The sequence below is a fragment of the Bradyrhizobium cedriense genome, assembly GCF_054602315.1.
Window position 1 is genome coordinate 330,268 of sequence record NZ_JBTSWB010000008.1, and the last position, 20,841, is coordinate 351,108.

The window sequence follows — 20,841 nt, forward strand, 5'->3', positions numbered from 1 at the left end:
TTCTGCCTGGCGGAAGGCGCAAAGCCGCGCTTTTTGCGACGCGCGGTGCGCACCTAACGTGAACGTTGCCCTGCCGGGTCCACGGCGAACACGGGGTTCGCCGTTACGCCCCAGTAATGCTACGGGGCTTTGGCCGCCGCCGGCTCCTCGGCGCGCTTGTCGATGACCTTGTCGACCAGGCCGAACTCCTTGGCGTCGTTCGCGGTCAGGAACTTGTCGCGTTCCAGCGCATCCTCGATCGACTTGTAGGTCTGGCCGGTGTGCTTCACGTAGATCTCGTTGAGCCGCTTCTTCAGGTTCAGGATTTCCTGAGCGTGCAGCATGATGTCGGTGGCTTGGCCCTGGAAGCCGCCGGAGGGCTGGTGGACCATGATGCGCGCATTCGGCAGCGAGAAGCGCATGTCCTTCTCGCCGGCAGCGAGCAGCAGCGAGCCCATCGAAGCCGCCTGCCCGGTGCACAGCGTCGATACCGGCGGGCGGATGAACTGCATGGTGTCGTAGATCGCAAGACCCGACGTCACCACGCCGCCCGGCGAATTGATGTACATCGAGATTTCTTTCTTCGGATTTTCCGCCTCGAGGAACAGGAGCTGCGCGACGACCAGTGTCGACATGCCGTCCTCGACCGGGCCGGTCAAGAAGATGATTCGCTCCTTCAGGAGGCGCGAGAAAATGTCGTAGGCGCGCTCGCCACGGTTGGTCTGCTCGACCACCATGGGCACGAGGTTCATGTAAGTTTCAACCGGATCGCGCATGAGTCACCTAGGGTTTTGAGAGGCGGACATCGCCGGACTTGGCTGCCAGTTGGGCCAGATGTACCGGAAGGCGATGGACGTCCCGTGATGCAGGAAGTTGGTAGAGCTAGAAGGCTTAACGACAGATATAGCCCAATTCGCTCCTGACAAGTGCGGAGCGCATTAAGGCTTAATCCGTCGGGCAGTTGAAGCTGATTCGCACAAACAGGCCCAGCCGGCCATCTGGCTAGCTGGGCCTGTTCGCCGATCATCCTTAATGGAAGACTGTCTCAGTCCCTCAGGCTGCGGTCTTTTCCGCTTCGTCGTCCTTGTAGAGCTCCTCGCGCGAGACCTTCTTCTCGCTCACATTGGCGAGCTCGAGGATGAAGTCGACCACCTTGTCCTCATAGATCGGTGCGCGAAGCTGGGCCAAGGCTTGGGCGTTGTTGCGGTAATAGTCCCAGACCTCCTTCTCGCGGCCGGGCATCGAGCGCGCGCGCTCGATCACGGCGCGGCCGACCTCGTCATCGGTAACGGTGATCTTGTTCTTCTCGCCGATCTCGGAGAGCACCAGACCGAGCCGCACGCGGCGATCGGCGATCTTGCGGTACTCTTCCTTGGCGGCGTCTTCGGTGGTGTTCTCGTCGGCAAAGGTCTTGCCGGCGGAATCCATCTCGGCCTTGACCGAGTTCCACATCAGATTGAACTCCTCGTCGACCAGCGAGGGCGGCGCCTCGAAGCGATGGGCCTCGTCGAGGCGATCGAGCAGCGCGCGCTTGACGCGCTGGCGCGTCGCGGTCGCGAACTCGGCGCTGAGCCGCTCGCGTGCGGCCTCCTTCAGCTTGTCGAGCGACTCCAGGCCCAGCGACTTGGCGAACTCGTCGTCGATCGCAACGTCCTGCGGCGCCTCGATCAGGGTCGCGGTGGTCTCGAACTCAGCCGGCTGGCCGGCCAGCTTGTCGTTCATGTAGTTCTTGGGGAATGACACCTTCAGCGTGCGGGTCTCGCCCGCGCCGATGCCGATGAGCTGCTCCTCGAAGCCGGGAATGAACGTGTTGGAGCCGATGACGACCTGGATGCCCTCGCCGGTGCCACCCTCGAACACTTCGCCGTTGATGCTGCCCTTGAAGTTGATGGTGACGCGGTCGCCGGAGGCGGCCTTCTCGCCCTCGGCCTTCGCGGCATAGCCGCGATTGGTATCGGCGATCCGCTTGATCGCTTCGTCGACGTCGGAATCGGCGACGTCGGCAACCGGCTTCTCGACCTGGAAGGTCTTGAAGTCGGCCAATGCAATCGAAGGCACCACTTCGATCGCGACCGTGTAGGTCAGATCGGTCTTGCCCGAGAGCAGTTCCTCGACCTCGGCCTGCTCGCTCGGCATCGTGATCTTCGGCTCGGTCGCAAGGCGGAAGCCGCGCTCGGAGAATAGCTGCGTGTTGGTGTCGCGGATGGTCTGATCGATGGTCTCGGCCATCACCGAACGGCCATAGACCTTCTTCAGGTGCGCCACCGGCACCTTGCCGGGACGGAAGCCGTTGATGCGGACCTTGTCCTTGAGGTCGACGAGCTTGGCGCCGGCCTTGGCATCGAGATCAGACGCGGGAACGCTGATCTTGAACTCGTGCTTCAAGCCTTCCGAGAGGGTTTCTGTGACCTGCATGGCGTCCAATCTTCTTTTCGTTCGGTCCCGGCACGTCGCGCGTCGGGACGCTGTCATTAATCGATTCGGCGCGAAGCAATCGCCTCGACGCCGGTGCTTCATCGGACCGGCTTCCGACGGACGATCATCCGCGCGGAAGCAGGTCTCGTAATCCGTGCAAACGCGATAAGCGCTTGGTGCGGGCGGAGGGACTCGAACCCCCACAACTTTCGTCACTGGAACCTAAATCCAGCGCGTCTACCAGTTCCGCCACGCCCGCGTGAATTTGCATCAAGACCGGCCGCGATGCCGCGGGCGGCCGGGCTTATAGCATGCGCCTGACTGTTCGCAGCAAAAAAATGGCCGGTTGGAGGCATGCTTCAAGTGGGTACGATGGCTGGACTTATCCAGCGCGCCGTGGTCCGGATCGAGCCATGACAGCGCGGATATTCGACCCGAGCCGACGCGAGGTTCTGGCAGGCTTTGGCGCCTGCGCGACGGGCCTGATCGCTGGCGGCGCCGGCCCGCTCGTAACCGCTCAGCTCTCCCTCCAGGCCAGGCCGGCCACGCTGGCTCTCAGGCCGGGTCAGCCGGCTACACCAATCTGGGAGCTGGCCGCCCTAAGCCGTTTGGGAATTGTTCGTCTCAGGCGGGGGGACCGCTGCGAGGTGGTGTTCCGGAACGAGCTGCCTGTGCCGATTGCCCCAGCCTGGTACGGACTGAACGGCCCGGCCGCTTCGGATCCACTGCGGGGGCGCGCGCCGACACCGCCCGACACGACTGAAACATCAATTATTTCAATGCCAAATGCAGGAACCCTGCTAGCCGACTTCCGGCTTTTCGAGGACGGCCTGAAGCAGTCCGCGCGGCCGCTTCCGATCATCGTCGAGGAGACAAACCGCCTCGCCGTCGATCGCGACGAGGTCCTGTTGATCGAGGAATGGCGCTTGCGGCCGGACGGGACTGCGCTTCCCGCGGGCCGCGATCCCCAGGACATGACACCGCTCTACACGATCAATGGAAAAACTTCATTCGAACTCTCAGCCGCAAGCAATGAACGGCTGCGGCTGCGCTTTATCAACGGATCGCAACGCACTGTTCTGGCGATCAAATTGGAAAGCCATGAGGTCCGTGTGATGGCGCTGGACGGACAGCCGGCCGAGCCGTTTTCGGCGCGCAACGGCGCTCTGGTGCTGGCGCCCGGCGGAAGGGCCGATACCATCGTCGATGCAGCCACATCGGCCCCATTCCTGCTGCATGACGGCAAGGAGGCGCGCCGAGCCGGAGGTCTAACGATTTCCGGCAAGCTGGAGCGGCGCGCACCGCTGGCGCCTCCTCCACCGCTTCCCTCGAACGACCTGCCCGAGAAGCTCGATCTGAGAGGCGCCCTGCGGTTCGATGTCGCGCTCGGCTCGCCCGACCCCGGCTGGATTCGACCGGCAAGTTTCTCTACCGCCTCTGCCCCGGCGTTCCGCGCCAGGACCGGCCGCACCGTCGTGCTGGCCCTGAGGAACCCGGGCGCCGTCACGACGGTGTTCCACTTGCACGGCCACCACTTCCGCCTGCTCGACAAGCTCGACGACGGCTGGAAGCCCTATTGGCTCGACACGCTCGCGATCGAGCCCGGCCAAACCCAGCGCATTGCGTTCGTCGCAACCTCGCCCGGCCGCTGGCTGATCGAATCGGTCGTGACCGACTGGTTCGCGCCGCGCCTGGTGCGGTGGTACGCGGTGGAGTGAGCGTTCAGTACTCCACGCCCAGCGCGTCATAGATCCGCCGGTGCACGGCCGGCAGCGTCTCGGTGAGATCTTCCGCGATCAATCCCGGCCCGGCCTCACTGCCCGCCTCCCCATGCATCCAGACGCCGATGCTGGCGGCTTCGAAGGCCGGCACGCCCTGTGCCAGCAGCCCGGCAATGATGCCGGAGAGCACGTCGCCGGCACCCGCCGTGGCGAGCCAGGCCGGCCCGTTGGCGGCGATGGTGGCGCGGCCGTCGGGAGCCGCGATCGTTGTGTCCGGCCCCTTCAGGAGCACGACGGCGCCGGAGCGCTCGGCGGCGGCGCGGACGCGCTCGAGCTTGGAGCGGCCGGGATGCTTGTTGCTGAGGTCGGAGAACAGGCGCGGAAACTCGCCTTCGTGCGGGGTCAGCACCACGGCGCTGTCCTGCGAGGATTTGATCGATTCGAACAGGGTCTCGGGCGTAGCGGCAAAGCTCGTCAACGCATCCGCATCGAGCACCAGATGCCGCTGCGCGGTCAGCGCGGTGTGGACGAGATCGCAGGTGCGCTCGCCGATGCCCGCGCCGGGGCCGATGATGCAGGTGTTGTAACGCTTGTCGGCGAGCAGTTCGCCGAACTCGACCGCGCTGTCGACGGAGCGGACCATCACCGCGGTCAGCGCGGCCGCATTGATCGCGAGCGCATCGCGCGGACTCGCCAGCGTCACGAGGCCGGCACCGGCGCGCAGCGCCCCGCGCGCCGCGAGGCGGGCCGCACCGGTCGCGGCCGCGTCGCCGGAAACCGCCAGCACGTGCCCCCGCGCGTATTTGTGGCCGTCGATGCGCGGCACCGGGAAGGCGGCGCCCCAGAAGTCCGGATCATTCTCGAAGGTCCGCGGCGCGATTTCGTCCAGCACCTGCGCATCGATGCCGATGTCGGCGACCCGCACGCGGCCGCAATGCATGCGGCCGGGCAGAAGCAGATGCGCCGGCTTCTTGCGGAAGAAAGTCACGGTCTCGGTGGCTTTCACGGCAACGCCCATCACCACCGCGCTGGTCCCGTTGATGCCGCTCGGCAGGTCGACGGCAAGCACCGGAGCACCGTTGGCGTTGATCGCCTCGATCATTGCGCGCGCCTCGCCGTCCACGGGACGGCTGAGACCGGCACCGAACAGGGCGTCGATGATCAAGGAAGGTTTTCCGATCGCCTGCGGATTGAACGGAAGCACCGGGTGCTTCCAGCCGCGCGCCGCGGAGGCCGCATCGCCCTGGAGCTGGTCCCGCTCGCACATCAGTATCACCGACACCTCGCGGCCCTGCGCGGCGAGCTCGGCGGCTGCGACAAAACCGTCGCCGCCATTGTTGCCGGGGCCAGCCACGATCAGGATCGGCCCCTCCTCCACCAGCGCTTTCGCCGTCTCGGCGACCGCCTGGCCGGCGCTGAGCATCAGCTCGAAGCCAGGCGTGCCTGCCGCGATGCTGAGCTGATCGGCGCGCTGCATTTCAGCGGTGGTCAGAACTTCCATGCCACTTCCCTGGTCCAAACGCTCGTTCAACAGGCACGTTCCCTGCCGATCCACTCCGCAAACCCACGATCTGCATATATATTGAACCGTTTGCCTATTTCGTAGTCTTCGGTATCTTGTGCAGGTCGGCACCACCCTCAGAGATGCTCTTTAAAAGGCTGATAACGCTCCAATAACCAGGGCATTTGCAACTTGGCATAGACCCTGCTTTCGAGGAAGCCGCTTCGGTTCGTCGCGCTCACTGGCAACTATCAGGGTGCTGCCGGCCGTAGTTGCCGGGCTTGTCAGGGATCCCGGCACAGCGAAGACAAGATCGTGCGTTAAGAAAAGCGCATCCTGACGAAGACGTTGCTATCAGATCGAAAGGCCGGGAGGCGCGCAGTGAAGAAAATCGAGGCCATCATCAAGCCGTTCAAGCTCGACGAGGTGAAGGAAGCGCTTCAGGAAGTCGGCCTTCAGGGCATCACCGTCACCGAAGCCAAGGGCTTCGGCCGGCAGAAGGGGCACGCCGAACTTTACCGCGGCGCAGAATACATCGTCGACTTCCTGCCCAAGGTGAAAATCGAGATCGTGATCGGCGACGATCTGGTCGAGCGCGCCATCGACGCGATCCGCCGCGCCGCGCAGACCGGACGCATCGGCGACGGTAAGATTTTCGTCTCCAACATCGAAGAGGCGATCCGCATCCGAACCGGCGAATCCGGGCTGGACGCTATCTGAGCCGGGTGCTATCCCGCATTTTGCGACACTCCGACAAGAAATAAGGCTGCTTCGGCGGCCTGATTTCGTTTGTGCGGTCGCGCAAAACTCGCCCAAAGCGAGAATAATTTTGCTCATCTGGAAACCGACCCGCAGAGCCAAAAGGGGTATGCATGAAGACCGCCAAAGACGTCCTGAAATCGATCAAGGACAACGACGTCAAATACGTCGACCTGCGCTTCACCGATCCGCGCGGCAAGTGGCAGCACGTGACGTTCGACGTCAGCATGATCGATGAAGACATCTTCGCCGAAGGGACGATGTTCGACGGCTCCTCGATTGCCGGCTGGAAGGCGATCAACGAGTCCGACATGTGCCTGATGCCCGATCCGGTGACCGCGACGATCGATCCGTTCTTCGCCGAGACCACGATGGTCATCACCTGCGACGTGCTCGAGCCGACCACCGGCGAGCCCTACAACCGCGACCCCCGCGGCATCGCCAAGAAGGCGGAAGCCATGGTGAAGTCGATGGGCGTTGGCGACAGCGTGTTCGTCGGTCCCGAGGCCGAGTTCTTCGTGTTCGACGACGTGCGCTATTCGGCCGATCCCTACAAGACCGGTTTCCGGCTCGATTCCTCGGAGCTGCCGACCAACTCCGATACCGAATATGAAGGCGGAAATCTCGGCCACCGCATCCGCACCAAGGGCGGCTACTTCCCCGTCCCGCCGCAGGACTCGGTGCAGGACATGCGCTCTGAGATGCTCGGCGCCATGGCCAAGATGGGCGTCAAGGTCGAGAAGCATCACCACGAGGTGGCGTCCGCCCAGCACGAGCTCGGCATGAAGTTCGACACGCTGACGCTGATGGCCGACCACATGCAGATCTACAAGTACTGCATCCACCAGGTCGCGCACATCTACGGCAAGACCGCCACCTTCATGCCGAAGCCGATCTTCGGCGACAACGGCTCGGGCATGCACGTGCACCAGTCGATCTGGAAGGACGGCAAGCCGGTGTTCGCCGGTAACAAATACGCCGACCTGTCGGAGACCTGTCTGCACTACATCGGCGGCATCATCAAGCACGCCAAGGCGATCAACGCCTTCACCAACCCGTCGACCAACTCCTACAAGCGTCTGGTCCCGGGCTATGAGGCGCCCGTGCTGCTCGCCTACTCCGCGCGCAACCGCTCGGCCTCCTGCCGCATCCCCTACACCGCTTCGCCCAAGGCCAAGCGTGTCGAGGTGCGCTTCCCCGATCCGATGGCCAATCCCTATCTCGGCTTCGCTGCGATGCTGATGGCCGGCCTTGACGGCATCAAGAACAAGATCGATCCGGGTCCGGCGATGGACAAGGACCTCTACGACCTGCCGAAGGAGGAGCTGAAGCAGATCCCGACGGTGTGCGGCAGCTTGCGCGAGGCGCTGGAAAACCTCGACAAGGACCGCGCCTTCCTCAAGGCCGGCGGCGTGTTCGACGACGACTTCATCGACGCCTATATCGAGCTGAAGATGACCGAGGTCGCCCGCTTCGAAATGACCCCGCACCCGGTCGAGTTCGAGATGTACTATTCGGGCTGATCGGCCCGAACTTTCTGCGACAAGCAAAAGGCGCTTCCGAAAGGAAGCGCCTTTATCGTTTCAGATTGAAGATGCGGCTTACGCTTCAGAGCCGCCAGCTTTCGTTCTGCATCCGACTCCACTTCGTTCTCAAAGAACAAATCAGAGACGAAAAAACGACACGAACCAATTCCTACTGATTGGTTTATGCCGTCCGAAATTTGGAAAGCGCTTCGCCACCGAGATCGACCGGAGAAGACGCAATGTGAGATCGCTGCAGATCCCACCGCGCCGGCGGCCTACGCCGGCGCCTTTTGCCGCGCCACCAGCGCCTCGCCAAAAGCCTCGAACAGCTTGCGGTTGATCGGATTGTGCTGCGGGTCATATTCGGCGTGCCATTGCACGCCGAGCGCGAAGGTCGGCGCTTCCGCGATGCGGATGGCCTCGATGGTGCCGTCCTCGGCAATACCTTCGATCAGCACGCGCTTGCCGGGCTCCAGGATGCCCTGCCCGTGCAACGAATTGACCCGGATCTTCTCGCAGCCGAGAATCTTCGCGAACGCCCCGCCCGGCGTCAGATCGACATCATGACGGTCGGCGAACACCACGGTCGGATCGGGATGGATCTCGCCGTTCTCGAGCCGGGGCATGCGGTGGTTCATGCGGCCGGGGATCTCCCGGATTTCGGGATGCAGCGAGCCGCCGAAGGCGACGTTCATCTCCTGGAGGCCGCGGCAGATGCCAAACAGCGGGATGCCGCGGGCGACACAAGCGACCGAGAGCGCCAGCGCCACCTCGTCGCGGTGAATGTCGTAGGGCTCGTGCTTCTCACAGGGGTCGACGTTGAAACGGGTCGGGTGGACGTTGGCCCGGGCGCCAGTGAGGATGATGCCGTCCACGGTATCGAGCAGGGCTGCAATATCGGTGATATCAGGGGAGCCTGCGAACATCACCGGCAAGCCGCCGGAGACCTCGGCCACGGCGCGCAGATTTCGCTCGCCGACCATCTGGACCTGAAATCGATTTTCGACGCGATGGGCATTCCCGATCACGCCGACGACCGGCTTTCTCATCTCCTGTTCCGACCTCCCGCAAGAAGATTCTGCAAACATGCCCCTGGGGGGGAACAAATTCAACAGAAGGGATCGCGGGACGGCAATGCTATTTTCGCGCAAATGCCTCCTGGGCTTCGTTTGCGCCCAGGGTGGGCAGGCCGGCGGCCTTCAGCGCGGTTGCCGCGGGGTCGCCTGGCGCAGCGAGCCAGGGCAGTTTCGCCTGGATTCCACGCGTTACGGGCTCCCCAAGCGCGCCACCGAAGTCGATCGGCCAAAAGCCGTTGGGCACCACCTCGGCGGTGAGACCGATGATGGCGTAGCCGTCGCCAAGGACTGCTTCTGCATGGTCGCTCGCGACCAGGCGCGCGCTCGCGGGATCCGCAAGATCACCGAAGCTCACCAGCACGGGGATCAACTCGCCCTGCACCGGGACGGTGCCGGTCTGCCGGCTGATGTCGTTGAACGAGACGCGGTTGCCGCGCGCGGCACCGTGGGCGCGGAGGGCGACATAGTTGATGTCGTCGAGGTCGAGCTTGGCGCCCTGCCGATGCGCCAGCAGCGCCACCAGATTCTTGCCCTGGCCGAGGTCGACGAATACCGCCTCCCCGCGCGTCATGGTGCGGCCGCTGCGGTTGTAGTTGCGATCGGGCACGACGGCGAGAATGCCCGAGCCGGTCCTGATGCCGTCGGGCGTGATCACCTCGACGGTGAGACGATATTTGTGGCCCGGCCGGTTGATCCGGATCTGGTCGCCGATGACGAGCACGGCCAGAAGCCCGAGCACACCGACCCACTTGCTGATAAAACTCAAGCGCCCTCACCTGTTCTTGCTCATCGCTTTGCACGGTCGTGCGGCAGCGTCAAACCAGCGCGTTGACGCGGCTCTTGATCGAAAGCGCGTTTGTCGAAAGAGTGCACGTCCGCAGCAGCATCCCAAAAGGACTTGATGTGACCATCCCAGCAGAGCAGCGCCCCCGCACCCGTACCGATTTGGCCTGGGCAATTACAGTCGGCGGCATCGGCGTCGTGCTGTTCACCACTCTCCTGGTCTTCACCTGGTATTTTGCGGCCACCCTGCTGCTGATCTTCACCGGCATGCTGCTCGGCCTCGGCCTCAACGCGCTGACGGGCGCGCTCGGCCGCCGCTTGCCCCTGCCCCATTCGGTCCGCCTCGCGATCGTCTGCACCGCGCTCGGCCTGATGCTGGGGGGTGTCGCCTATCTCGGCGGCGCCACCATCGCCCAGCAGGCCTCGGTTCTGAGCAAGACCATCAGGTCGCAGATCACCAACGTCCGGAGCCTCCTCGACAGCCACGGCATCGACACCAGCTTCTTCGATCTCGGCAGTGCCGCAGCCGAGTCGTCGGCCGATGCGCCGGCGACCGCGACGCCCACCCCGGGCACGCCCCCGCGCGGCCCGTTGCCGAGCGCTGGCGCACTCGCTTCCAGCGGCGGCGCGATCGTAGGCCAGACCTTCAAGCTGCTGCTTGGCACCATCCACGGCGTCGGAAACATCTTCATCGTGCTGTTCCTGGGGCTCGCCTTTGCCGCCCAGCCCTCCGTCTATCACGACGGCCTGTTGTACCTCGCACCGGCCAAGCATCGCACCCGCATCGCCCTCATCATCGACCGCACGGCTGTGACGCTGGAGCGCTGGCTGATCGCGCAGATTACCGTCATGCTCGCGGTCGGCGCGGTGACCTGGATCGGCCTTGCCATCATCGGTATCCCCAGCGCGTTCATCCTGGGAATCCAGGCCGGACTGCTCGCCTTCATCCCGACGGTCGGCGCCATCATCGCCGGTGTCATCGTGGTGCTGGCCAGCCTTGCTTCGGGCTGGATCGCGGCGCTGTCGGCCTTTCTTCTCTTCATGGGCGTCCACGCCATGGAGAGTTACATCTTGACGCCGATCCTGCAGCGGCAGGCACTGGACATTCCGCCGGCCACGCTGTTCGCGTTCCAGATCCTGCTCGGCGTCGTATTCGGCATCTGGGGCCTCGCGCTGGCGCTGCCACTGGTCGCCATCGCCAAGGTCATGATCGACCACTTCAAGACGGACGAGGCGCCGCTGCTGGCGGAGGCGGCCTGACGCCGCTCAGGCCGTCAGGTCGTCAGCACCGTCTCGGTGTGCTCGACCTCGGGAGGCGCGGCAAAGTACTGGCCGACGAGGCCGCGCCATTCGGTGAAATTTTCCGAGCCACGGAAGTCGACGGTGTGGTTCTCCAGCGTCTCCCACTTCACCATCAGCCGGTAGCGCTGCGGCTTCTCGATCGATTTGTGCAGCTCGAATCCGTGAAAGCCCTTGGAGCGGCCGAAGGCGGCCTTGGCCTTGGCGACGGCCGCCTCGAAATCCTTCTCGCTGCCCGGCTTGACGTCGATTTGCGCGATCTCGGTGATCATCGGTTTCCGCCCTTTTTGTTCGATAGGCGTGTCTACCGCAGACGGCGACAAAGAAAAAGGCGCCGAAACGGCGCCTGGCTCGCTGGAGGCTGCAGGTCTCTTGAATGCAGGCCTGTCAGGCGAGCAGCAAAACGGTGCCCGCAACGATGAACACGCAACCGACGAACATTGCGAATGGCCAGTAGCTGCGGTGCTGGCCGTAGCGTCCTTGCGCGCGACGTGCGGCGATCAGCGCCGTCTCGTATTCATCGGCGGTCGAGAAGAGACAGGCGAAACCGCCGCGTGCGGAGGCAGCGGCGGCTTCGAGCGACATCAGGGTGATTTGCGGATTTCTGTCGACGGATCGATTCCATGGCCGCAATGGTAGGGATCGAATGGTAAACAGAAAATTACCGCAAGCCCCCGCGGCTCAGGCGGTGGCCGGACGCACCTGCGCTGCGCCGGTTCGCGCGGCGCTCTGGCGCCGCCAGTTCTCCAGCGACAGCGGCAGCTCCTCGGCCGCCTCGACGCGGTTACGGCCGCCGCGCTTGGCCTGGTAGAGCGCGGTGTCGGCGGAGGCCAAGAGCACCTCGAGCTCGGTGCCGGCCGGACCGCCGGCGACGCCGATGCTGACGGTGGTATCGACCGGGCCTTCATCGACCACGACGCCGGAGGTCTCGAACGCTTCGCGCACGCGCTCGGCGACCAGCACGCCCTCTTCCAGCGAACACGGCAAGAGCGCGGCGAACTCTTCGCCGCCGATGCGGCCAGAGAGATCGGAGATGCGCAGGTTGTTGACCACGACGGTCGAGAACAGCTTCAGCATCTCATCGCCGGCGGGATGGCCGAAGCGGTCGTTGATCGACTTGAAGTGGTCGATGTCGAAGATCATCACGGTCACGGGCCGCCCGGCCTTCGCCTCGCGCTCAATTACGCGTGCGCAGGCTTCCGAGAAGCCGCGGCGGTTGAGCATGCCGGTCAGAGGATCGGTGGACGCCGCGGTCCGGTGCGCGGTAACGGTGCGTTCCGACACCAGCATGAAGATCACGAACACGGTGCCGACCGCGTAGAGCACGAGTTCGACCGCGAATACGGTCACCCAGATGCTCGATGAAAAGCCGGCATCGTGCGGACGCAGGAAACTGCCGATCAGAATCGGCAGCATCAGCACGCAGCCATGCATCACCGGCACGACGAAGGCGGGCCAGCGCCTTTGCAGGCTCTTGCGCCGCTCGGTCCACAGCTCGCTTGCGGCCAGCGCCGCGTAGACCGAGACGATGCCGGCGCCGACGATCATGCGCAGCATGGACGCCGCGGGGTCGAGCAGCGTGACGGCGGCGACCCAGGCGAGCGCGCCCAGCACGAGGCCGGGCCAGTTTGGCTTGCGGCCGTGGAAGACGCGCGCCGCATTCCACACCATGCCGCAGGCGACGAAGCCGACAGCGTTCAACGCAAGGTAGATGTGGGGGCCCAGCCGGTCGCCGGCCGCCGTCCATAACGCGACTGAGGCGGCACCGAGGAGATAGGCGGTGCCCCACCATTTCAGCGCCAGGCTGTTCTCCTGCTTGCCGAAAAACACCATCATGGCGCCGAGCAGTCCGGCTACCATGGTGGCGACCAAATAGAGCGTGATGCTATCGAGCGACATCATGTCGGCCCCCTCTAGAACATAGCAGTTACGCGATCGGCCCAGCCGACTTACGCGCCCTTCCGAATGCGACGCTATGTCCGGCGGGTTCCATTCAGGTTTTCGCCGGCATCCAAGTTTTCGGGAAACACGCCATCAATTTGCATACAAACGAACAGCAAAAAGGGCGCTGAAATCAGCGCCCTTTTGCATTTCATTGAAGCCGCTTTCGCGGCGAATGCGACAAAAGCGATTAACGCTTCGAGAACTGGAAGGACCGGCGGGCCTTGGCCTTGCCGTACTTCTTGCGCTCGACCACGCGCGAGTCGCGGGTGAGGAAGCCGCCCTTCTTGAGCACGCCGCGCAGCTCCGGCTCGAAATAGGTGAGCGCCTTGGAGATGCCGTGACGGACCGCGCCGGCCTGGCCGGAGAGGCCGCCGCCGGCAACGGTGCAGATCACGTCGTACTGGCCGGAACGTTGGGCCACCGAGAACGGCTGCTCGATCATCATGCGCAGCACGGGACGGGCGAAATAGACTTCGACCTCGCGGGAGTTGACGGTGACCTTGCCGGCGCCCGGCTTGATCCACACGCGGGCGACTGCGTCCTTGCGCTTGCCGGTGGCATAGGCGCGGTTGAACTTGTCGACCTTCTTCTCGTGCTTGGGCGCCTCTGGCGCTGCCGCCGTCTTGAGCTGCGAGAGCTGGTCGAGCGACTGGATGGATTCGGCCATGTTATGCGGCCCTCGTGTTCTTGCGGTTCAACTTGGCGATATCGATCTTCTCGGGCTGCTGCGCCTCATGCGGATGATCGGCCCCGCCATAGACGCGGAGGTTGCCCATCTGCACGCGACCGAGCGGACCACGCGGGATCATGCGCTCGACGGCCTTCTCGAGCACGCGCTCGGGATGACGGCCCTCGAGGATCTGGCGCGCGGTGCGCTCCTTGACGTGGCCGACATAGCCGGTGTGCTTGTAGTAGGTCTTCTGCTCGCGCTTGCGACCGGTGAGGACCGCATGCTGCGCGTTGATGATGATGACGTTGTCGCCGCAATCGACGTGCGGGGTGTAGGTCGGGAGGTGCTTGCCGCGGAGCCGCATGGCGACGATGGTGGCGAGACGGCCGACGACCAGACCCTTGGCGTCGATCAGCACCCACTTCTTGTTCACCTCGGCCGGCTTTGCCGAAAAGGTTTTCATGTCAGAATTTCCGTGAGGGAGACATCGGCGCGAACACCGCACCGGACTGCGCGATTTTCTAGAGAAGAGACTCGCAACGGTCAATGCCCAAGGTAGCAAATTAATCCAATGAAATCAAGTACTTGAAAATATGGTACCATATTACCTGCGAAAAGCTCAAACATTTGGAATGGAATAGGTCGATGTGACATGGGCGATCGGATCGGGTGACGAGCCCGACAAGAGGTTCACCTCTCCGACCGCCAGACGCTTTCCGAGCTTGAGGAGCCTCGCCTCGGCGAGAACATCCTGTCCGGGCTGGCCCTTGCGCAGGAAGTTGATGTTGAGATTGGTGGTGACCGCGAGCCCGATCGGCCCGATCGCGGACAGCAGCACCACGTACATCGCGAAATCGGCGAGGGCCATCAGTGTGGGGCCGGACACGGTTCCCCCCGGCCGCAGCATTCGCTCGCTGTAGCGCTGGCGTAGCAGGCAAGTCTGGCCGTCCGCGCTCTCGATCGTGATGTCGTCACCGCTGAAGGCCTGGGGAAATTCGTGACGGAGGAACTGCTCGAGCTCCGCCACGCTCATTTTCGCTAACGCCATGCCGTCCCCACCCTCGCTTCGCGTGTCCTGTTACATTAAGTTATCTGCGTCATCCAATTGCAATCATCCAGCGGAAACCGCGTCAATGTCCGTCCAGGCCGCCCGCGCCCCCTCCTCGCAACCTCAGATCCTGCTGCGCGAGACGATCGGCAGCATCGCGATCCTGACGCTCAACCGCCCGGCGGCGCGCAACAGCCTGTCTGAGGCGATGATCGCGGGCCTGCATGCCGAGCTCAACGAGATCCGCGACGACAAGGCCGTCCGCGGCGTCGTGATCGCGGCCAACGGTCCCGCCTTCTCCGCCGGCCACGACATGAAGGAGCTCACCGCGCGCCGCGCCGATCCGGATCGCGGCCGCGCCTTCTTCGCCGAGATGATGAATGCCTGTAGCGCGATGATGCAGGCGATCGTGCAACTGCCGAAGCCGGTGGTCGCGGCGGTCCAGGGCATCGCGACTGCGGCCGGCTGCCAGCTCGTGGCGAGCTGCGATCTCGCGATCGCTTCCGAGGCAGCAAGCTTTGCGACGCCCGGGGTCGACATCGGCTTGTTCTGCTCGACGCCCATGGTGGCGCTGTCGCGCAATGTGCCGCGCAAGCAGGCGATGGAGATGCTGCTGACGGGCGAGCCGATTCCGGCGGCGCGCGCCCGCGAGATCGGGCTCATCAACCGCGTCGTTGCCGCCGGGACCGAGCGCGATGCCGCGATTGCGCTGGCACAGAAGGTCGCGCTGAAATCCGCCTACACGATCAGGCTCGGCAAGGAGGCGTTCTATCGCCAGGCCGAGATGAGCCTTGCAGACGCCTATCGCTATGCGGCAGAGGTGATGACCGAGAACATGATGGCAAGCGACGCCGAGGAAGGCATCGGCGCCTTCATCGAGAAGCGCACGCCGACATGGCGGGATGAATAGTCAACTCCTCTGAGGAGCCGCCGAAGGCGGCGTCTCGAAGGATAGAGACCCGACCGCGGCTTCATGGTTCGAGACGCGCGTGCCGCGCTCCTCACCATAAGGGTCAGAGAAAGAAACAAATGAACCACGACGCCTATCCCGACAATTACATCCGCGGCATCCTCAACAGCGTGAAGTCGATCGCGATGGTCGGCGCCTCGCCGGTCAACGTGCGGCCGAGCTATTTCGCGTTCAAGTATCTGGCGCAGCGCGGCTACGACATGATCCCGGTCAATCCCGGCCATGTCGGCAAGGAGCTGCTTGGAAAGCCGTTCATCGCCTCGCTCTCGGACATCGGCCGTCCAGTCGACATGATCGACATTTTCCGCAACGCCAGCCACATCATGCCCGTCGTCGAAGAGGCGCTCACGCTGGACCCGTTGCCGAAGGTGATCTGGATGCAGCTCGGGGCGCGCGACGACGCGGCGGCGGCGAAGGCGGAGTCGGTCGGTATCAAGGTCGTGATGAACCGCTGCCCCAAAATCGAATATGGCCGCCTGTCGTCCGAAATCTCCTGGATGGGTGTGAATTCGCGCACGCTCAGTTCCAAGCGGGCGCCGGCACCGACGCAAGGCATGCGGCTATCCCTCAATCGAATGAGCGTTGGCGGCGGCGACACCGCAGCGTCCGATCGCGCCGCGAAAAACAAGTCCGAGCAGAGCTGACGCAATCGCGAAGGATTTCTTTCGCGAACGCGACAATGCGTAGCACGATCGTTTCAATGTGAACCCGCGCCTTGACGGCGAGCGCGGCGCCGATCAGCATGCCGCCCGATTTTCAGACCACAAGACATAGGACGTCCAAATGAGCGATCGCCTCCCGGGATTCTCGACTCTCGCCGTGCATGCCGGTGCACAGCCCGACCCCACCACCGGCGCACGCGCGACTCCGATCTATCAGACGACGTCCTTCGTCTTCAACGATGCCGATCACGCCGCCTCTCTGTTCGGCCTGCAGGCGTTCGGCAACATCTACACCCGCATCGGCAATCCGACCAATGCCGTGCTGGAAGAACGAGTCGCCGCACTCGAAGGCGGCACCGCTGCGCTTGCGGTGGCCTCGGGCCATGCCGCGCAGGTCGTGGTGTTGCAGCAGCTGCTCCAGCCGGGCGACGAGTTCATCGCCGCGCGAAAACTCTATGGCGGCTCGATCAACCAGTTCACACACGCGTTCAAGAGCTTCGGCTGGAACGTGGTGTGGGCCGATCCCGATGACATCGAGAGCTTCGAGCGCGCGGTGACGCCGCGCACGAAGGCCATCTTCATCGAGTCCATCGCCAACCCCGCCGGCAGCATCACCGACATCGAGGCGATCTCGACGGTCGCGCGCAAAGCCGGTGTGCCGCTGATCGTCGACAACACGCTGGCTTCGCCCTATCTGATCCGCCCGATCGACCACGGGGCCGACATCGTCGTGCATTCGCTGACCAAATTCCTGGGCGGCCACGGCAACTCGCTTGGCGGCATCATCGTCGATGCCGGCACTTTCGACTGGTCCACGGGCGGCAAATATCCGATGCTGTCGGAGCCGCGCCCCGAATATCATGGCATCCGCCTCCAGGAGACCTTTGGTAATTTCGCCTTCGCGATCGCCTGCCGCGTGCTCGGCCTGCGCGACCTTGGCCCCGCACTGTCGCCCTTCAACGCCTTCATGATCCTCACCGGCATCGAAACGCTGCCGCTGCGCATGCAGAAGCACTGCGACAACGCCAGGGCGGTTGCCGAATTCCTCGCCAGCCATCCGGCGGTGGCCTCGGTGAGCTATGCCGGCCTTCCGAGCGACAAGTACAACCGGCTCGCGCGCAAATATGCGCCGAAGGGCGCCGGCGCAGTGTTCACCTTCAGCCTGAAGGGCGGCTATGACGCCGGCGTCAGTCTGGTGTCGAAACTGCAGCTGTTCTCGCACCTGGCGAACGTCGGAGATACCCGCTCGCTCGTGATCCATCCGGCCTCGACCACGCACAGCCAGCTCGACGACGCAGCCAAGATCAAGTCCGGCGCTGGCCCCGACGTGGTGCGGCTCTCGGTCGGCATCGAGGACAAGGAAGACCTGATCGCGGATCTGGAACAGGCACTGGCGGCGTAGTCCTCCTCGTTCCGGGGCGGTACGAAGCACCGAGCCCGGAACCTCGACGACATCTGCACACTTCTGGATTCCGGGTCGGTCCTGCCGGACCCGCCCGGATGACATCGGCGACCGCCGCCAGTTAACAGTCATTAACCATATCTGCCCCATAGATCGTCCTTGGATCGCCCTTTTTGATTCGGAGCCGACGATGCTGCGCTGGATGGTGCCTGCCCTTGCGGCGATGCTGACGGTTTCAAACGCGCTCGCCGCCGATCTGCCGGCGACGCCGAAGCGGCGCGCCGCCGTGCCGCCACAGGAGCCGCCTAAAGTCTACGTCGAAACTGATCCGGATGCGCTGATCTCGCCAGCCTATGGCGTCGGCAGCTACATCCGCAATCTGCCGGGTACGCCGCTCTTGCCCGGCTCCCACACGCTGCCGGGCTATTACGGTCGCCCCTGGAGCTACGATTATCAGGGCGCCTATTACGGCGGGACGCAGGTCGACTACTTCTGGCGCCTGCCCTATGCGTGCGGCGTTTACGGCTATTGCTGATCTCCGATCAGCGGGCTGATGATGATCAGCCGGGCTGACCGGCCGGGACCGCGCGCGGCTGCGCTTCGACGGATTGCCGCGCGGCCAGACGCTCCACCTGCACGACCGCAAGCGTCAACACCACGATCGCGACCGCCTGGTGGGCGAGCGCGAGATCGATCGGCACCTGGTTGAGCAGCGTGAGGATGCCGAGCACCGCCTGCAGGCTCACTGCCGCAAACAGCCACAGCGCGCCGCTCGCCGCCGCCCCTGCGCGCGAGCGCACCGCGTCGATCGCGTGCAGCGCCGCCAGCGCGAACAGCAGATAGGCGGTCATGCGGTGCTCGAACTGCACGGTGAGCACGTTGTCGAACATGTTGCGCCACCACGGCGTTTCGAACCACAACCGCTCCGCCGACGGGATCAACGCGCCGTCGATCTGCGGCCAGGTGTTGTAGGCGCGCCCGGCGCGCAGGCCCGCCACCAGCGCGCCGAAATAAATCTGCACGAACGTCACGACGAGAAGCAGCGCGCTCGTGAACCGCAGCCGGGCCGGTGCTGCGATCTGCGGCCGCTCCTTGAGCCGCCGCACCGTCCACACGATCCCGGCGAAGATCAGAAGCGCGAGCACCAGATGTGTCGCCAACCGATACTGCGAGACCTCGACCCGCCCCGTCAGGCCCGAGGCCACCATCCACCAGCCGACCGCGCCCTGAAGCCCGCCAAGCGCGAACAGCAGCCACAGCCGCCGCTTCAGCTCACCGGACAGGCCGCCGCGCCACAGGAAGAACAGGAACGGCAAGAGATAAGCGACACCGATGAAACGGCCGAGCAGCCGGTGACTCCACTCCCACCAGAAGATCTCCTTGAACTCGGACAGGCTCATGCCCGCGTTGAGCTCGCGATATTGCGGGATCTTCTTGTAGGCTTCGAACGCCTCGATCCACTGCGCCTCCGAGAGCGGCGGAACACTGCCCGTGACCGGCTTCCATTCGACGATCGAGAGGCCGGATTCCGTCAGCCGCGTCGCGCCGCCGACCAGCACCATCAGCGCGATCAGCGCGGCAACGGACATCAGCCACCAGCGCACGGCGCGAAGAGGCTCGGACGGGGCGGAAATCGTCGTCATTCGGGGCAAAACCAGGCTTGAACCGGACTGCGTGCCCCTTATAGTCCCCCGCTCCCGCAGCGCAAGTTACGCGAACGCAGCAAGCTATCGCCATGACGATCCGCACACGTAAGTTCCTCGGCGCCATCCTGCTCCTGGTGCTGGCCACCGTCTGGGCCCTGCTCGGCATGGCGTTGGCGCAGATGCCCTGGATCGCCGAATCCGGCTGGCGACAGGCGGTCTACTACGTCGTGGTCGGCATGGGTTGGGTGCTCCCGGCGATGCCGATCGTGAGCTGGATGCAGCGGCCCGACCGGGTCAAGTCTGGCCGATAGTACTGCTCGTCGGCTTCACCGGCGCAAAGGCTGCGCCCGACACCAGCACGCGCAGCATCCGCAACGAACGCACCCGTCCGTCCCACGAAATCCGCGGCAGCGCGCGCAGATTGGTGCGCCCCTCCGCTTCCACGATGCCCGGGATCGTCGACACCGCGCCGGCAAATCCGGCCTCCTCCGCCATCACGACATGGCTGCGCCGAAACGACGAGCGATCGCCGAACGGGAAGGCGAAATGCCTGATCTCGCGGCCGAAAGCCGCTTCCGCGACGGCCTTGCCCATCGTCATCTCGCGCAGCGCGGCAGCATCCTTCATGTTGGCGAGAACGGGATAGTTCACCGTCGCGCTGCCGATCGTGACGAGCGGATCGGCGGCGAGCTTCGCAAGATCCTCCCAATCCATGGACGCCTCGCGGGAGAGTGCAGCGAGGTCGACCCGGTGGCGCGTGCAGAGATCGGCGATCGCGGCCGACAAATCCGCCGGCGGCAACGATCGCAGCCAACTCTCGAGATACGAGAACAGCGCTTGCTTCCCGACATTGTCGGTGACAGTGAAACGCTGCTCCTTCTCGCCCATCATCAGGCTGATGCGGCTCTCGCGCGCGATGACCTGCTCGAGCCCGAGCCACCAGGCCTCACCGACGCCGTCCGGAAACGCCGTAGGCACATAGATCGTGAAGGGCACGCCATGGCGCGCCAGCACCGGATAGGCGAATTTGACGAGATCCTTGGGCGCGCCATCGAAGGTCAACGCCACGAAGCGGCGCTTCTCCGGCAGTGCCACCGCACGCCGGCAGACCTCGTCCATGCCGAGGAAATCGTACTTCCACCGCTTCAGCGCGCGAATGGCGCGGTCGAGAAATTGCGGCGAGATCTCGTTCGCGCGCAGCGGCTGAAATCCGCGCCGCCGCGGCCGCACGTGTGCAAAGCGAAGAATAGCGCCGGCGCCGCGACTGCGCAGCACGGCCTGGCCCGCGAACCAGGCCAGTTCGAGGCGGAGCCGTTCCGGCCATCTGTCGTCGGATGCCAAAATCCCACCCTTTACGCGCGCCCGGCGGCCGATCCCTCTCCCATTGTCATTACCCTTTGTTGACCTTTGTTTGCAAAGGTCGGCCCCAGGCCGAAATAC

General features: G+C 64.3%; 21 protein-coding genes, 1 tRNA gene and 1 pseudogene. 9 read left to right on the forward strand and 14 right to left on the reverse strand.

Annotation, left to right across the window (positions count from 1 at the left end):
- Positions 1-119: 119 nt before the first annotated feature.
- The 3 genes from ACYCVF_RS29400 to ACYCVF_RS29410 form a co-directional block, all read right to left on the reverse strand.
- On the reverse strand, positions 120-755 hold the full coding sequence (locus tag ACYCVF_RS29400) for an ATP-dependent Clp protease proteolytic subunit (protein ID WP_459595401.1): 636 nt from the start codon (positions 753-755) through the stop codon (positions 120-122).
- 277 nt (positions 756-1,032) lie between these two features.
- A complete protein-coding gene (tig, locus tag ACYCVF_RS29405; protein ID WP_459595400.1) occupies positions 1,033-2,394 on the reverse strand; it encodes a trigger factor in 1,362 nt (453 codons plus the stop codon).
- 174 nt (positions 2,395-2,568) lie between these two features.
- Positions 2,569-2,653, reverse strand: a tRNA-Leu gene (locus ACYCVF_RS29410).
- A gap of 154 nt (positions 2,654-2,807) precedes the next feature.
- Here ACYCVF_RS29410 and ACYCVF_RS29415 point away from each other — a divergent pair.
- On the forward strand, positions 2,808-4,112 hold the full coding sequence (locus ACYCVF_RS29415) for a multicopper oxidase family protein (RefSeq protein WP_459595399.1): 1,305 nt from the start codon (positions 2,808-2,810) through the stop codon (positions 4,110-4,112).
- A 4-nt stretch (positions 4,113-4,116) separates the two neighbouring features.
- On the opposite strand, the gene ACYCVF_RS29420 is transcribed toward ACYCVF_RS29415, so the two are convergent.
- Positions 4,117-5,616, reverse strand: coding sequence for an NAD(P)H-hydrate dehydratase (locus ACYCVF_RS29420; RefSeq protein WP_459595398.1), 1,500 nt, complete (start codon positions 5,614-5,616; stop codon positions 4,117-4,119).
- Positions 5,617-5,997: 381 nt separating this feature from the next.
- Between ACYCVF_RS29420 and ACYCVF_RS29425 the strand changes: the two genes are divergently transcribed.
- Positions 5,998-6,336 carry a P-II family nitrogen regulator gene (locus ACYCVF_RS29425; RefSeq protein WP_007603495.1) on the forward strand — a complete coding sequence of 113 codons (339 nt, stop codon included), beginning with the start codon at positions 5,998-6,000 and terminating at the stop codon, positions 6,334-6,336.
- 152 nt (positions 6,337-6,488) lie between these two features.
- Entirely contained in the window at positions 6,489-7,898 is a 1,410-nt protein-coding gene (glnA, locus tag ACYCVF_RS29430; protein WP_459595397.1) for a type I glutamate--ammonia ligase, read from the forward strand.
- 278 nt (positions 7,899-8,176) lie between these two features.
- Here the strand turns inward: glnA and ACYCVF_RS29435 are convergent, their stop codons facing one another.
- Positions 8,177-8,950, reverse strand: a complete 774-nt coding sequence (locus ACYCVF_RS29435) for a gamma-glutamyl-gamma-aminobutyrate hydrolase family protein (RefSeq protein ID WP_459595396.1) — start codon at positions 8,948-8,950, stop codon at positions 8,177-8,179.
- A gap of 88 nt (positions 8,951-9,038) precedes the next feature.
- Complete coding sequence (locus tag ACYCVF_RS29440; RefSeq protein ID WP_459595395.1) at positions 9,039-9,743, reverse strand: hypothetical protein; 705 nt, start codon at positions 9,741-9,743, stop codon at positions 9,039-9,041.
- A gap of 137 nt (positions 9,744-9,880) precedes the next feature.
- Between ACYCVF_RS29440 and ACYCVF_RS29445 the strand changes: the two genes are divergently transcribed.
- Positions 9,881-11,020 (forward strand): AI-2E family transporter, encoded by a 1,140-nt coding sequence (locus ACYCVF_RS29445; RefSeq protein ID WP_459595394.1) that lies wholly within the window; start codon positions 9,881-9,883, stop codon positions 11,018-11,020.
- A gap of 14 nt (positions 11,021-11,034) precedes the next feature.
- Here the strand turns inward: ACYCVF_RS29445 and ACYCVF_RS29450 are convergent, their stop codons facing one another.
- The 6 genes and pseudogenes from ACYCVF_RS29450 to ACYCVF_RS29475 all read right to left on the reverse strand — a co-directional run bounded on the left by ACYCVF_RS29450 (position 11,035) and on the right by ACYCVF_RS29475 (position 14,721).
- On the reverse strand, positions 11,035-11,331 hold the full coding sequence (locus ACYCVF_RS29450; protein ID WP_027518288.1) for an antibiotic biosynthesis monooxygenase family protein: 297 nt from the start codon (positions 11,329-11,331) through the stop codon (positions 11,035-11,037).
- Positions 11,332-11,446: 115 nt separating this feature from the next.
- Positions 11,447-11,684, reverse strand: a pseudogene (locus ACYCVF_RS29455) (hypothetical protein).
- A 56-nt stretch (positions 11,685-11,740) separates the two neighbouring features.
- A complete protein-coding gene (locus tag ACYCVF_RS29460) occupies positions 11,741-12,961 on the reverse strand; it encodes a GGDEF domain-containing protein (protein WP_459595393.1) in 1,221 nt (406 codons plus the stop codon).
- 229 nt (positions 12,962-13,190) lie between these two features.
- Positions 13,191-13,670 (reverse strand): 30S ribosomal protein S9, encoded by a 480-nt coding sequence (rpsI, locus tag ACYCVF_RS29465; protein ID WP_028178828.1) that lies wholly within the window; start codon positions 13,668-13,670, stop codon positions 13,191-13,193.
- Between the two features lies 1 nt (position 13,671).
- Entirely contained in the window at positions 13,672-14,136 is a 465-nt protein-coding gene (gene rplM / locus ACYCVF_RS29470; protein WP_459595392.1) for a 50S ribosomal protein L13, read from the reverse strand.
- Between the two features lie 156 nt (positions 14,137-14,292).
- Positions 14,293-14,721: a PaaI family thioesterase gene (locus ACYCVF_RS29475; RefSeq protein WP_459595391.1), complete on the reverse strand. Its 429-nt coding sequence runs from the start codon at positions 14,719-14,721 to the stop codon at positions 14,293-14,295.
- An 85-nt stretch (positions 14,722-14,806) separates the two neighbouring features.
- On the opposite strand from ACYCVF_RS29475, the gene ACYCVF_RS29480 reads away from it, so the two are divergent.
- The 4 genes from ACYCVF_RS29480 (at position 14,807) to ACYCVF_RS29495 (ending at position 18,290) form a co-directional block, all read left to right on the forward strand.
- Positions 14,807-15,631, forward strand: coding sequence for an enoyl-CoA hydratase (locus tag ACYCVF_RS29480; RefSeq protein WP_459595390.1), 825 nt, complete (start codon positions 14,807-14,809; stop codon positions 15,629-15,631).
- 119 nt (positions 15,632-15,750) lie between these two features.
- A complete protein-coding gene (locus ACYCVF_RS29485; RefSeq protein ID WP_459595389.1) occupies positions 15,751-16,335 on the forward strand; it encodes a CoA-binding protein in 585 nt (194 codons plus the stop codon).
- Positions 16,336-16,474: 139 nt separating this feature from the next.
- Positions 16,475-17,755, forward strand: a complete 1,281-nt coding sequence (locus tag ACYCVF_RS29490) for an O-acetylhomoserine aminocarboxypropyltransferase (protein ID WP_459595388.1) — start codon at positions 16,475-16,477, stop codon at positions 17,753-17,755.
- Positions 17,756-17,945: 190 nt separating this feature from the next.
- Positions 17,946-18,290 (forward strand): hypothetical protein, encoded by a 345-nt coding sequence (locus ACYCVF_RS29495; RefSeq protein WP_459595387.1) that lies wholly within the window; start codon positions 17,946-17,948, stop codon positions 18,288-18,290.
- A gap of 25 nt (positions 18,291-18,315) precedes the next feature.
- On the opposite strand, the gene ACYCVF_RS29500 is transcribed toward ACYCVF_RS29495, so the two are convergent.
- Entirely contained in the window at positions 18,316-19,398 is a 1,083-nt protein-coding gene (locus tag ACYCVF_RS29500; RefSeq protein ID WP_459595386.1) for a COX15/CtaA family protein, read from the reverse strand.
- 92 nt (positions 19,399-19,490) lie between these two features.
- On the opposite strand from ACYCVF_RS29500, the gene ACYCVF_RS29505 reads away from it, so the two are divergent.
- Entirely contained in the window at positions 19,491-19,712 is a 222-nt protein-coding gene (locus ACYCVF_RS29505) for a DUF2842 domain-containing protein (protein WP_061027002.1), read from the forward strand.
- On the opposite strand, the gene ACYCVF_RS29510 is transcribed toward ACYCVF_RS29505, so the two are convergent.
- Positions 19,696-20,742 carry a polysaccharide deacetylase family protein gene (locus ACYCVF_RS29510; RefSeq protein WP_459595385.1) on the reverse strand — a complete coding sequence of 349 codons (1,047 nt, stop codon included), beginning with the start codon at positions 20,740-20,742 and terminating at the stop codon, positions 19,696-19,698. The genes ACYCVF_RS29505 and ACYCVF_RS29510 overlap by 17 nt on opposite strands.
- Between the last annotated feature and the right edge of the window lie 99 nt (positions 20,743-20,841).